Origin of the sequence: Fluviispira multicolorata, from assembly GCF_009208585.1 — a bacterium.
GTDB classification, from domain to species: Bacteria; Bdellovibrionota_B; Oligoflexia; order Silvanigrellales; family Silvanigrellaceae; genus Silvanigrella; species Silvanigrella multicolorata.
On record NZ_WFLN01000012.1, the window covers coordinates 39789 to 53212 of the forward strand.

Here is a 13424-nt window from a genome sequence, read left to right on the forward strand (position 1 = left end):
TTTAAACCTCTCCATTCTTGAAAATCGCCGTAAATGAAAAATGTATTATTTTATTATTGCTACCAATCTTGTTCTCTTCTTTATTTTTAGTAACTTGCTCAAATAAACTTATAGCAGAAACTGTATCAATTATTTTTTTTACGTTTGCAGAACTTGTAGTCTCAGCTTCAATATATACTGCACTTTCATGTATTTTAAATTCTTTTACTTCAAAATATAAAGATTTTGGTATAGCTTCAGAAACTTGATTTAATACTTTTAAGACAAAAGGAGGCTCTGCTTCTGAAAGAGTTTCTACAAGCTTCTTTTTATTTTTTAAACTTTGATTTAAAAGGACAAGAGCTTCGTTTCCATATCTTTCAAAATCCCAATTTTTCTTGCCTGAAATAAGACGCAATGGATAGGGTTCTCCTGCAAACATAGAAATCACATCTTTTCTAAATTGTGTTTTTAAATTCTGAACTTGATTATTATATGTCAAAGAGCGAATGATATAACTTAGTGCCAAACAAAAAATCACAATAAATGCAGCAGAAGAATACAAAGCTATTTGTTTTATAAGTTTATCATAATTGCTGATCTGAGCAAACTCACCCTTCCGTAAATTTATTTTTGAAATAGCTCCATTTATTGGTAACCCACGCATTGCAATTGCAAGAGACTGTGAGATTTTATATAATTTTGGTTCAACTTCAGTAAATGAATTTAGCACAGCAGAGTTCAAATTATAACTAAAGTTCTCTTTTTTAAGAATCATTTCTTTGACTGGAGTTTTAAAATATTCTTCAAATTGGCTAAAAAGACCTTTAATTTTACTTGAACCACCAGTTAAATAGATAAATCTAATTTTTTCGTTATTCTTTTCATGAAAAGTTTGAATTGTTCTTGCGATTTCACTTGCAAGTTCACTCGCAGCTTTTGCCAGAATAAGTGCTACTATTTTAGCTTTATTATTTTCATTTTCTCCATAACTTTCTATTGAACTCACATAACACTTTAAAGCCTCTGCTTCTTCATAATTTAAATCAAATTCTTTTTTTATCATTTCTGTAAAATACGAGCCAGCCATATTTATAATGCGTGTAAAAAGTATTTTCTTATTATTTAGAAAAGTTAATGTCGTTTTACTATGCCCTATATTAATAATAATATTACATGAGTTTTTTGAATTTAAAAATTCTTCTTCTTTACCTTCTTCGGGGTTAACTTGTGTATGTGTTACTTGCAAAAAAGATATCATATTCAAATATGTTAAATTATCTATATCTATTATTTTTGCCCGTAAATGTTCTTGCTCAAATGTTTCAATAAGATCTTTTATACTCTCTTTCTTACATAAAACAGCTAATAAAGACGAGTGTGATTTTGTATAATCTATGAGTTGATAGTCAAGAATAGAGTCTTCTATTGCGAAAGGACTCGAACTTTCTAATTCATTTTCCAAAAAATTAGGGATATCCCTTTTCTTAATATTATCAAATTCAACTCTCCGAATGGATGCAAATCGAGAATCAAGAGCAGCAAACATAACATCATATTCTGGTTTATGTTTTGCAAAAAGTGCGGCTATTGCTTGGGATTGTGCTGAACTTTCATCAATTCCATCTTTTCTTTCAATAACTTGCTCAAAAAACTGGTGAACAATATAGTTTTTGTAATCATTCCATATGATGACTGCCTTTATCGAATAGGATCCAATATCAAGTCCGAGAATCTTTTGCATTTTTTGACTACTCCACTAAAGGCTGTATCATCAGCGCCTTATAACATTTCATTTCAGACTCTTCCGCCAAACAGCAAACGATTAAATTAAGCTACAGCTTGCTCAAAGAAAAACCGATTTGTCCTTTAAGAGTCAAACTCTTGCTGGAGAAATTATGCCGTTAAGTACCAAGAGTTTAAATATCAAAGGTTTAAAGCATAGACAAAACATTGTCTTAGGCATTAATTTCTCTCTAAAAAAACGCTCTTATAAACTCAAAAATACACCTGAAAACTATCTTAACTCCGCTAATAAGTATATTTTTGTCCAGGATTTTGATAAAGCCGAAGCTATTTTAAGACAACTCACTCGCCAACATCCTGATGACTATGAAATTCTTTTTCGTCGTGTTGAGGTTTCCTCCAAGAGAGACACTCTTCCTGAGCTTATACATGAATTTAAAAAACTCTGTAAAGATTTCCCATTATCAAAAGCAATTGAGTTTGCTAATATTTTAGCAAAAATAAGACTTCTGAATCAAAATGATACTAAAAAAGACAAATTTAATCCTCCTGTAAAACAAGCATTTGAGGTTTCCAAAAATATTGATAATGTTTCAAATAATAGAATGCCTCTTGTGAGCATACTTTCAAATAAAAAAATAAGAATAAATAGGACACTTGACATTCCGGATGATTATATAGCGGAAGAAAACCCACACTTTGAAATGAGTCCTCAAGAAGCAGAAACTAAAAAAGATAAATTAAACTCTATTAACCCTGATAGCAAAGAAGATCTTCTTGCAAAAACAATACTTCTTCAAGAAAAACATCCTGAAAATTATGCAGCATGGTATATTGCGGGTTGTGCATTAGAATGCAATGGCAAGTTAAGCGAAGCCATTGAAAAATGGGATCATGCATTTAAACTTAATTCCAAATCTACTTCAATACTAACAACTTTAACTGAACTTCAACAACTTGGAGTTATTCCAGAAAACTCTCCAGATTATTCAGAAATTTTTGAATCACTTGACAAATATCTTGTTCATGGACATTTTGAAACGCACACTTCTTTATATAATGAATTTATTAATTCTGGTGATCATAAAAATGCAATTGGAGCATTAAAAACTCTTGCTGATTGGTTACAAAAACAATATGGAGAAGTCCCAATTGAGGTTGAAATTCTCTGTTTACTTGGGGCAATGCAAGCTTATAAACTTGGAAAAAATCAACCGGCGGCCGAAGCTTGCCGGAGTGAAGTGGAAAATCTAGTCATAGCATGCAAAAAATCGCCAAGAGATATGAATCAAATCTCTTTTATTGCTCAATTGTGTGAAGAGTATGGATTAAAATCCGTCGCTCGTATTTGTTACTTTGCAATTTTGATATCTAAAGATGCTTCCCTTGACCTTATCATACAGACGGCCTCACATTGCGTAAGTTCAAACCCCTCAGATGGTCTTCTTGAGTGTTTAAAAGTTGCTTATAAAAACACGCATGGCAGCGCTGAAGTTCGCTTTTGTCTGTTACTTTGTGGACTAAAAATTGAAAAAGTAGATATTTCTGAATATATGCTTAAGAAAAATAAAATTAGAGAGCTTATAACAAACGATGCTGGAAATCCAACTATCTTCCCAATATTAGAAGAATTATTTGCATTTTATAACTTTGATCCTGAAGTAAACTATTATTTAGGTGAAATACATTCAAAAAACAGTCAGTTTCCTGAAGCTAAAAAGTATTTTAAATCAATGTTTTCAATTGATTATTTTAACACCGATGGAACTTTACGATACATATTTTTTCTTCTCAAATCTCATGACTATAATACAGCGCGAGAAGTAGCTCAAGAAGCTTTGACCTTAGCCACAATAACTGAACAACAAGCAAACGAAATGCACTGGAGTATTGCAGCGGCTTTTTATTCAGAGGGCGGATTTGAAAAAACTCATAATGAAATATTAAAATCGCTTGAAAATGATCCTTGGAATCACTCTTATCTCGTCCTCTATTTAAGGGCAAATTTAAATATTGATGGAAATGAATTCTTAAAAGAAAAAGAGATTATTATCAAAGAATTTGAAGAATCACTTCTGGGTCTAGATGTTACTTTATTACATAAAAATGGAATTGTTGAAAAACTCATCGCCCATGGAAACGAATGTCTACGCAGTGGTTTCTCAGAATATGCTTGGGTTCTTGCTAAATGTGCTATTCTTATTAGCGAAAACATAAATGAACCACTGCTTAATTTTCTTGCGAGAGCAGGAGCAGGATACAACGCAAGAACTGCTGTACAACAGATATTGCTTCTTTTACGCCAAAAAAACGGTCCTAAAGAATTTCATTTTGGAACATTATCCACATGTATAGCACAGATATATAGCTTTTCAGGAGATTGGCCCTTAGTTGATGAATGGCTCTCCATTTCAAAAAATAACCGAGCATTATTTAATAAAGTAACAAAACCAAAATTATTTGAACTTGAGGCTCTAAGCATTGCCATGAAAGGCTCTGATTTAAAAAGAGCACAAAATTTACTTGAAGCGGCAATGGATGCTTATGACAATATTCATAAGGTACCGCTAGATACAAAAGTCTTACATGGATATATTCTTGTTGCACAAGGACAATTTAGTGCTGGAATTGAAAAAATGCAAAATAATATCAGCACAAATGCATCAGTTCAAAGTTTATACTTTTTGGTAAAAGGACTGGAAAGAGCTGGTCAACTTAATAATACCACAAAGGAAACCCTTTCTCACCTCTTTCAAATTTATCCGACAAATACTTTCGAGCAAAGAATGATAGAAGAAATTTTTTATACTGTCGGAACTAAAAATCCAACAAGTCCAGTTGGTTTAGCCTGCTAAACAATTGACAATTTCAAATTATAATGAATATATTTTATTTGTTGAATCGTAATTTCAGTTTTGTTTCTTCGCGTAGGTATTTATTTGCAGGAATTCCATAATGAAAAATAAGCAGGGAAGTTCAAAATCATCTATCAAAAATTCAGAAATTAAACGAATTAGAAATAAAATCACCATTTCTGGAGATTGGTGGAATGGAAAAACTCATGTTCTTCTTGATATGGATGGAACTTTAATTGACCAACCAGGTGCTCTTTTCCATAACTTATTTGCCATGGGAGTCCTTTTTCGAATGAGAAGCTTCGGTTCTCTCTCTCAATTAATAAAAGCAGCACAAAAAACCAAAAAAATACTGCTATCTCCTCATTCTTTTGCCACAAATGAAGAAGCATTTTTTGAAACACTCGCTTCAGAATTAAATACAAATAGAAAAAAAATTGAAAGATTTATGTCAAAATTCTTTGACTCTGATTATCCTTTTATTTGTCTCTTTCTCCATTCCGATCCCTATGCACGCAGATTAGTCGATCTTCTCCACGCAAGTAACCGGCATATAACTTTAGCAACCAATGCTGTTTTTGGAAGAAAAGAAATTGAACTGCGCTTAAAAGCCAGTGATTTATTTTTACATGACTTCGATCTTGTGACATCATGGGATGTAATGAAAACAACTAAACCAAATACAAATTTCTTTGATGAAACATTAAAAAAAATTGGGGCTTCACCTGATAGTACTGTGATGATTGGCAATGACCCATATTATGATCTTCCTGCTCACACCTTAGGAATTCAAACTCTTCTTGTGGGAAATAAACTTAATTTAAAAGATATTGTTGATTCACTCGAAGAAAATGTTAGAAATAATCCTCGCTTTTAAAATAAATTGAAAAAAAAAGACCTTTAGTTAAAGGCCTTTTTTAATTAAAAAATATTAGTTTAAATATTATTTAACATTAACGACTTCGTCACGACGATTTTTAGCCCAAGCTGACTCGTTTTCACCTTGCATAGCAGGGCGCTCTTTACCATAGCTAATAGTTTCAATTGAATTTGAAACACCATTTGCCTTTAAATAGTTTTCAAGCGATTTAGCACGCTTTTGCCCAAGAGCCATATTGTATTCTGCGGAACCACGGTCATCTGTATGACCTTCAATTCTAATACTGGTGCTTGTATTTGCTTTTAAAGATTCAGCCATTTTATTAGCTGTTTCTTTTTGATCTCCGCGAATATCATATTTATTAAAATCAAAATAAATTGTTTTTAAATTCGCAGAAGAATTGGGATTGTGAGTCTCAACTGGAGATGCAGGTGCGCTTGGTTCAGAAGCTTTGCTTGGCCCATCGGACTTCTTAGTACTTGAGCAGCTTGCTAAAGAAAACGCAGAGATGAGGACAGAAGAAACTAAAAATACCTTAGAGAATTTCATAGAAGACCCCTACAGTGAACGTTACTAACCTAAAACAGGCAGATATGAGGTTATAAACGCATAACCACATAAAAATCAAATTTACTTTGCAATAATTGACATCTTCTCAACGTAACAATGGCTTGTTGATTAAAACCTACATTATCCTGAAATGCTGCGCTAGCTTTAAAGGGTTTTGTTTATGTATAATGAACGTATGAGCCCATAGGAGGCTTGTCTTATCCTCAAAAGGCTGTTAAAATCTTATTCTCTACTTTTTTTGCACTTTTGCAAAGCTTCTCTTGCTTCAAAGTCCTTTTTGATATATGCAAACCCATCACCATACCTCTATGGTGATGAAATTTATTGGAGTTTTTCTCATGACTTTAGAAAACATTGTAATTCATGCACAAGTGCGTGAATCTGCTAGCAAAAGCACCGTTCGCAAGCGCCGCCAAAGTGGGCTTGTACCAGGTGTTCTTTATAGAAAAGGGACTGCAACTCAAATTGCCATCTCCGCTTCTAACCTTCCAAAAGAACACACACGTTCTTGCGTTGTTAAACTTGTTCTTAATGACGAAGAAAAATCTGTTCTTATGCGTGAAGTTCAAGTTCACCCAATCACCGACAAACCTCTTCATTTTGACTTCCAAGAAGTTCAAGCAAATGATGTTGTTCGTACACATGTTCCTCTTAACTTTGTTGGCCTAACCCGCGAACAAGAAAAAGAAGGCGCATTCAACATCCGCACACGCTATCTTGAAGTAAAATCAAAGCTTTCCAATCTTCCACGCTCTATCGAAGTGGACGTAAGTGGCTTAAAAGTGGACCAATCTGTTCAACTCCATGACCTTAAGCTTGCTGAAGGAATTGTTGTTCGTACAGGTAAGGGCAAAAATGTTGCTCTCGCTTCTCTCGTTAAGATTTAATAAGAGTGTTTATTATTGTCGGCCTAGGCAATCCTGGCAACCAATATGAAAACACACGCCATAACATCGGATTCATGCTTATCGATAAGATAGCCTCTGAATCCGGTGTTTTTTTATCTCAAAATCGTTTTGGCGCTCAAACTGCGCGAACGACTTGGGAAGGTTATGATGTTTTTCTCGTTAAGCCCCAAGGTTATATGAACCTTTCAGGCGATAGCGTTCAACAAATTCTCAATTTTTTCAAAATTTCCGAACAAAATCTAATTGTTATTTTTGATGATCTCGATCAGTCACAGGGTGCAGTAAAAACGCGTCTAGGTGGTGGTCATGGTGGACACAATGGTATTCGTGATATTTTAGCTAAAACAGGTTTTGAGAAGTTTTATAGAGTTAAAATTGGGATAGGCAAGCCAGAACACAAAAGCTCCACGGCAAATTGGGTCTTGGGTAAATTCACATCTCAAGAAAATGAGTATTTAGAAAAAGAAAGTTTTCCATTGGCTAAAAGTCGAATTGTCGATATACTACGTCAACTTAAAAAGAAAAATATTAAGAATTAAGGTAGTCCCAAACTCTTAATACTCCATTGTAATGAAGTGAAAATACCACACAGCGACAATATGATTTTCAATTTTTTTTGAAAAATATAAAGTTTTCCTTACCAATCTTGAACACCTTTGCTCCTTTTGCTGATCTCGATCCGATATACAAATCAATAATTTCTCGATTTTCTTTATTTATCGCAATCCAAATCCATTGTTTATTTTTTTTATTTCTTGAAGCATTATTATTAACTACGAAAATGTTCAAATTCTTAAAAAATTCATGTCTATTATATCATTTCAACTTATAAATTTTCATCTTCTTTTAATCAACTCATTAAAAACTTAATTTTTTGATTTTCTAAAACCTTTAGCTCAGCTAAAGAGTTAATTGCCTGAATTTGTATATTGCAATCATCAAAATATTCAAATGAGATATGAGATAATCTTAAAATTTCATCAAGATCATTTCGTAAAATTAAAAAACTCTCTGTTTTTATTTTTTGAGGAATATAAACGAGATCTGATGGAGGTAACATAAGCTCTAAGTCTTCTTGCAACATAGTTAAAGTTTTTTTCCCAAACTTGGGATCTCTATCATAGTCCCACACAGATGCATAATAAATATTTTCATAATCGATTGCTTGTAAGCGAGACATTTGTGCAAAATAAACGTCAGCAAAACTGATATTTTGCTCCGTAGCAATGTTTTGAAATTTAGCGAAAGTTTTTGGACCAAAATACATTGACCTGCGTGCACCAATAATTTCTATTACGCTATTATTTCCGAATGAGAGAAAAGTCTTTACATCAAACTCTAAACACTCATGTATCCAATTGTGGTTGAACTTAGATTTAAATTCATCGATTGTAAAGTTTTGATTCCCCTCGTGGGTAATAGGTTTTTCGACTTTTAAAAGTTTATAATTCTCAGCAAAGTATAAAATAATTTTTAAAGCAAGTTCAAATTCATTAAGAGAGGCCGCACTCAAAATGCGCACATTCATTTCTTTAGCACTACGTGAATACTGAAGTTCAATAGCTCTACACATATTTATGAAAGGAGAAAATCTAAGTCTTTCAGGGGGCCATGTTTTAAAAGTGAATTTCTTTTCTGCTTCTTCTTCGTCTAAGCATATTATTTCAAAACTCTCAAAGAATTCCATAAATTTATTATAGGATACCTTTTGACATTTTACTTGAAATTCATAACTCATTTCTTATTTTTATCCTTATATTTTCATTAAAAATTAGCCCATAAACAGATTTTTGAAACCTCTAAGCCCCCCTTAAAATTGATTTCTAAAGGAATTTCTCCTTTTTACTTTTTCTGCTGGGCAATTTCATCAATAAATTGCAAAAAATTATCATCTCTCTCGTAATAATCAGCCCAGAGAATATTGAGATCAATTAAGTCCCTATCAAAAAAATGCTGTCGGCCCAAGTGCTGCATAATCCTTTCTTCTTCGGCATAGCCTTCTGAAGTACCGTGTACTCGGTGGGATGGATTTGTAATTATTAAATAGCCATCATTTATTTTTTCCACTTGATAGGCTTCTAAGGTTTTAAACTTGTCTTCACCTATGCGCTCAACAAGATCTTTTCCTAAATAATTTACCCAGCTGAGTTGGGGAATTCTAAAACCAAGTCCATATTTATCATATGACATAGCATATGTTCCACATCCTCTTTCCTGGGTAACACCATAAAATTCTTTATAAAACCAATTTTGTTTAATTTCAACATCATTGCTTCTAATACTTCCATAATCTGCTTTAAATATTCTTAATAATAATTTATACAGCCGAATCATAAACTCTGATTTCTGACCCATTGTTAAAAATATTGTTAAAACTTTCTCACGATAATATGAAATCATACCTTTATATTTAGGTTTGTTTTTTCTTCTAAACGTTTCACAATTACGAGGCCACCCATTTACTAAGCCCTCAACACCAAGCTCAGAAACCATAAATTTTATTTTTGATCGCTCTGCAAAAAAAAACTCCTCAGGACGTAAGTCTTCTTCAGCACTGAGCCAGTCTGATAAAAAACTTCTGCCAAAATCTTTACTTTCCATTTCAGGATTTTTTGATCTTATTTCAAAAATTAAATAATTTCGTGTAGACATTAAAGCACCTTATTTATTGATTATTTGCGATTTCATTAATTTTTTTCAAAAATAATTTATTTATTATTATTATCATTTTTTCATAGAATTTAAACACCAAAATCGCAATATTACCATATAAATTACTTCGCAAAATCTCCAAGAAAAAAATCCCCTTAAAATTTACTTCTAAGGGGATTTCTCCTATTTACTTTTTCTGCTGGGCAATTTCATCAATAAATTGCAAAAAATTATCGTCTCTCTCGTAATAATCAGCCCAAAGTATATTGAGATCAATTAAGTTCCTATCAAAAAAATGCTGACGGCCCAAGTGCTGCATAATCCTTTCTTCTTCGGCATAGCCAACCTCTGTACCATGCACACGGTGAGAAGGATCTGTAATTATTAAATAGCCATCATTTATTTTTTCAACTTGGTAGGCTTCTAAGGTTTTAAACTTGTCTTCACCAATGCGCTCAACAAGATCTTTTCCTAAATAATTTACCCAGCTGAGTTGGGGAATTCTAAAACCAAGTCCATATTTATCATATGACATAGCATATGTTCCACATCCTCTTTCCTGGGTAACACCATAAAATTCTTTATAAAACCAATTTTGTTTAATTTCAACATCATTGCTTCTAATATTTCCGAAATCTGCTTTAAATATTCTTAATAACAATTTATACAGCCGAATCATGAAATCTGATTTCTGACCCATTGTTAAAAATATTGTTAAAACTTTCTCACGATAATATGAAATCATACCATTAAACTTAGGTTTGGTTTTTCTTCTAAACATTGAACAATTACGTGGCCACTCATTTACTAAGCCCTCAACGCCAAGCTCTGAAACCAAATATTTTTTTGTCATTCCTTCAGCAAAGAAAAACTCCTCGGGACGTAAGTCTTCCTCTGCACTGAGCCAGTCTGATAAAAAACTTCTGCCAAATTCTTTTCTTTCCATTTCAGGATTTTTTGATCTTATTTCAAAAATTAAATAATTTCGTGTAGACATTAAAGCACCTTATTTATTGATTATTAGAGAATTCATTAATTTTTTTCGAAAATAATTAATTTATTATTCTTATTATCATTTTTTCAAAGAATTTAAACACCAAAATCGCAATATTACCATATAAATTACTTCGCAAAATCTCCAAGAAAAAAATCCCCTTAAAATTGATTTCTAAAGGGATTTCTCCTTTTTACTTTTTCTGCTGGGCAATTTCATCAATAAATTGCAAAAAATTATCATCTCTCTCGTAATAATCAGCCCAGAGAATATTGAGATCAATTAAATTCCGATCAAAAAAGTGCTGTCGGCCTAAGTGCTGCATAATCCTTTCTTCTTCGGCATAGCCAACCTCTGTGCCATGCACACGGTGAGATGGATTCGTAATTATTAAGTAACCATCATTTATTTTTTCCACTTGGTAGGCTTCTAAGGTTTTAAACTTATCTTCGCCTATGCGCTCAACTAGATCTTTACCTAAATAATTCACCCAACTGAGTTGGGGAATTCTAAAACCAAGACCATATTCATCATAAGAATTAACGTTTGTTCCACATCGTCTTTCCTGGGTGGCATTATAAAAATCCTTATAAAACCAATTTCGTTTAATTTCCACCTCATTACTTTGAATTCTTCCATAGTTTGCCTTAAATAAATTTAATAACAATTTATAAAGTCGAATCATAAACTCTGATTTCTGCCCCATTGTTAAAAAAACTGTGAGACAATTTGCATTTTTATAGTATCCAATCATACCATCAAACTTTGGTTTGGTTTTTCTTCTAAACATTTTACATTTACGAGGCCACCCATTTACTAAACCCTCAACACCGAGCTCAGAAACCACAAATTTTATTTTTGATCGCTCTGCAAAATAAAACTCCTCAGGACGTAAGTCTTCTTCCACACTGAGCCAGGCTGATAGAAAACTTCTGGCAAATTCTTTTTCAATCATCCCTGGGTATTTTGAATCAAACTTAATTTTTAAAAAATTTTTTCTAAACATAAATTAACCTTATCTACAAATAAATTGAATTTTCTATAAATTTATTGCTCTTTTCTGCATTAAGATCTTTGTCATTCTTAGTATGAGTATCTGTGTCTTTTTTTTCATTTAAATCAATTTCACAGCCATTAGTTTTATCCTTTTCATTAAAATCTCGTCGTTCTATTCCTTCCTTTATTCCATAGCCATTTATTTCATTATAATCATATATTTCTTGAACTAACTTACTACTCAACTTCGCTCGTTTATCAACGAAAAGTGTATAGCGCAAACCTAGTTCTTTTGCGACTTCTAATTGCATTTCTATCTGTGACCTGAATACTTGTTCATTCACATTTTTCACTTCAATCACACCGTACTTATTCGATCGATCAATAAAGTCAGGAATTGTACTCCCATTTTTAAAGCCTGGGACTTCATACCTTTTCGTGTTTTTTATTAAACCCGTTTCCCTTGCAACCATTGCTTCAGCTCTAGCTCCCTTTGATCTATTTTCTGCTAATTTCCTATCCGCATTTTGCTTATTTGAATTTACATTGCATGTTTCTGCTTTATTCAAAGTTGCAATAGATTTTATTTTGGACGCCTCATTCGGGTTTGTAGCAACTTCATTGTTTGAAACAGAAGCATCTGCTAATATTTTTCCACCTATTACAGCCGTTGAAACCATAGTGACTGCTTGGATTGCTTGAACTGTCCGATAGGCTTGGAATGCTCGATAACCCCAAACAGCTCCTATCACTAAAGCAGGCACAAACTTTCCTGATGGATCATTCAACAAAACAGGATTGTTCATTGAGTATTGAAATAAATTAGCCTCTACAGGGCTGCTAAACATGCGTTCTAAACTCTGCCCTAAATAAAGGTCAGGTGACATCCAGACCCCGCGGGCTGGATCGTAAGCTCGAGCACCCATGTTGTGCAGACCCGTGCTTGCCGAAAACTTTCCAGTGGCAAAAACCGTTGAACCACGCATTCCTTGCGCTGCATTTCCATTCGAAGAACCTACGACCTCGTAAGATTTAAGTTCCCAATTGTCTCGCATGTTACTTTGTGCATTTTGATAGAGAACAATATCTGCGCGTTTATTATTGGTTTTGAATTCATTTAAAACTGAGTTGGATAATAAGGGAATTCCACGCGCGAGACCAAACGGTTCACTGGCATTGCGTTCTACTATTTTATGAGTGGATATATCTATGACTTGTGAAACTGAGCCAACATGATCTTTAACTATAAGTTCTTTACGGGTCTGCATTTCTGCTGACTTTAAGGTTTCAGGACTTGTTGCATTTAAAGTTGGGTAACGGGTTATCAGTCTTAAAGTTGCAAAGGAACCTAAATCAATACTCAGGTGAATTTCATCTCGTTCGAAAGAAATTCCATCGGTTAAATTCACATTGCGTGGAAGCTTAGTTAACGTAACTTCTGTGGTTTTATCCTTTTTGTTTTCAAGGTAATCCACTCCATCAAATTCTGCTAGCTGACCACCACCTGCATCACTCATTCGGTAATTGAGCAATTCATTGGCTTCGAGATTATGTGAGTCTTTTTTCAGGACCGCACCAAAAACTCCTGCAAGCTGACCGCGCCCATTCCAAATGTATTTGTGCATTGGAATTTCTTCTTGATTTTTCCAAGAAGACGCTGCTCTATTTAAAGTATCACTATTTAAAACCGCAAGAGTTGGTGCAACACCATATTTTCTAAAACCAATGCTGTCGCTTGCAAACTTTTGCAATGCTGTTTCTTTATTGTCTGATGACAGAACCGACTGTAAAAGACCTATTTGTCCTGCTGTGCTATATGAATAAGTGTCTACTAAAGAATTAGC

The 13424-nt window shown here is 33.3% G+C and carries 11 protein-coding genes; 4 read left to right on the forward strand and 7 right to left on the reverse strand.

The annotated features are described in order from the left end of the window. Nucleotide 1 precedes the first annotated feature (1 nt). A complete protein-coding gene (pilM, locus tag GCL57_RS14515) occupies nucleotides 2–1723 on the reverse strand; it encodes a pilus assembly protein PilM (protein WP_152214077.1) in 1722 nt (573 codons plus the stop codon). A gap of 154 nt (nucleotides 1724–1877) precedes the next feature. Between pilM and GCL57_RS14520 the strand changes: the two genes are divergently transcribed. Both GCL57_RS14520 and GCL57_RS14525 read left to right on the forward strand, forming a co-directional pair. Beyond that, nucleotides 1878–4580: a tetratricopeptide repeat protein gene (locus GCL57_RS14520; RefSeq protein WP_152214078.1), complete on the forward strand. Its 2703-nt coding sequence runs from the start codon at nucleotides 1878–1880 to the stop codon at nucleotides 4578–4580. Between the two features lie 100 nt (nucleotides 4581–4680). Continuing rightward, complete coding sequence (locus GCL57_RS14525; protein ID WP_152214079.1) at nucleotides 4681–5457, forward strand: HAD family hydrolase; 777 nt, start codon at nucleotides 4681–4683, stop codon at nucleotides 5455–5457. Nucleotides 5458–5523: 66 nt separating this feature from the next. Here GCL57_RS14525 and pal read toward each other — a convergent pair whose 3' ends face one another. After that, nucleotides 5524–6009, reverse strand: coding sequence for a peptidoglycan-associated lipoprotein Pal (gene pal, locus GCL57_RS14530; protein WP_152214080.1), 486 nt, complete (start codon nucleotides 6007–6009; stop codon nucleotides 5524–5526). Nucleotides 6010–6368: 359 nt separating this feature from the next. Here pal and GCL57_RS14535 point away from each other — a divergent pair, with 359 nt between their 5' ends. Beyond that, entirely contained in the window at nucleotides 6369–6917 is a 549-nt protein-coding gene (locus tag GCL57_RS14535) for a 50S ribosomal protein L25 (protein ID WP_161597783.1), read from the forward strand. A gap of 5 nt (nucleotides 6918–6922) precedes the next feature. Further along, nucleotides 6923–7477, forward strand: coding sequence for an aminoacyl-tRNA hydrolase (gene pth / locus GCL57_RS14540; protein WP_161597784.1), 555 nt, complete (start codon nucleotides 6923–6925; stop codon nucleotides 7475–7477). Between the two features lie 311 nt (nucleotides 7478–7788). Here pth and GCL57_RS14545 read toward each other — a convergent pair whose 3' ends face one another. The 5 genes from GCL57_RS14545 to GCL57_RS14565 form a co-directional block, all read right to left on the reverse strand. Then, a complete protein-coding gene (locus tag GCL57_RS14545) occupies nucleotides 7789–8676 on the reverse strand; it encodes a hypothetical protein (protein WP_152214083.1) in 888 nt (295 codons plus the stop codon). 104 nt (nucleotides 8677–8780) lie between these two features. Beyond that, nucleotides 8781–9590: a hypothetical protein gene (locus GCL57_RS14550; RefSeq protein WP_152214084.1), complete on the reverse strand. Its 810-nt coding sequence runs from the start codon at nucleotides 9588–9590 to the stop codon at nucleotides 8781–8783. Nucleotides 9591–9777: 187 nt separating this feature from the next. Then, a complete protein-coding gene (locus GCL57_RS14555) occupies nucleotides 9778–10587 on the reverse strand; it encodes a hypothetical protein (protein WP_152214085.1) in 810 nt (269 codons plus the stop codon). A gap of 190 nt (nucleotides 10588–10777) precedes the next feature. Beyond that, nucleotides 10778–11590: a hypothetical protein gene (locus tag GCL57_RS14560; RefSeq protein ID WP_152214086.1), complete on the reverse strand. Its 813-nt coding sequence runs from the start codon at nucleotides 11588–11590 to the stop codon at nucleotides 10778–10780. A 13-nt stretch (nucleotides 11591–11603) separates the two neighbouring features. Further along, nucleotides 11604–13331, reverse strand: a complete 1728-nt coding sequence (locus GCL57_RS14565; RefSeq protein WP_152214087.1) for a putative toxin — start codon at nucleotides 13329–13331, stop codon at nucleotides 11604–11606. Between the last annotated feature and the right edge of the window lie 93 nt (nucleotides 13332–13424).

Bases quoted from the DNA above. Each gene is read 5' to 3' on its own strand.
- pilM (WP_152214077.1), bottom strand. From the start codon at position 1,723: ATGCAAAAGATTCTCGGACTTGATATTGGATCCTATTCGATAAAGGCA.
- GCL57_RS14520 (WP_152214078.1), top strand. From the start codon at position 1,878: ATGCCGTTAAGTACCAAGAGTTTAAATATCAAAGGTTTAAAGCATAGA.
- GCL57_RS14525 (WP_152214079.1), top strand. From the start codon at position 4,681: ATGAAAAATAAGCAGGGAAGTTCAAAATCATCTATCAAAAATTCAGAA.
- pal (WP_152214080.1), bottom strand. From the start codon at position 6,009: ATGAAATTCTCTAAGGTATTTTTAGTTTCTTCTGTCCTCATCTCTGCG.
- GCL57_RS14535 (WP_161597783.1), top strand. From the start codon at position 6,369: ATGACTTTAGAAAACATTGTAATTCATGCACAAGTGCGTGAATCTGCT.
- GCL57_RS14545 (WP_152214083.1), bottom strand. From the start codon at position 8,676: ATGAGTTATGAATTTCAAGTAAAATGTCAAAAGGTATCCTATAATAAA.
- GCL57_RS14550 (WP_152214084.1), bottom strand. From the start codon at position 9,590: ATGTCTACACGAAATTATTTAATTTTTGAAATAAGATCAAAAAATCCT.
- GCL57_RS14555 (WP_152214085.1), bottom strand. From the start codon at position 10,587: ATGTCTACACGAAATTATTTAATTTTTGAAATAAGATCAAAAAATCCT.
- GCL57_RS14560 (WP_152214086.1), bottom strand. From the start codon at position 11,590: ATGTTTAGAAAAAATTTTTTAAAAATTAAGTTTGATTCAAAATACCCA.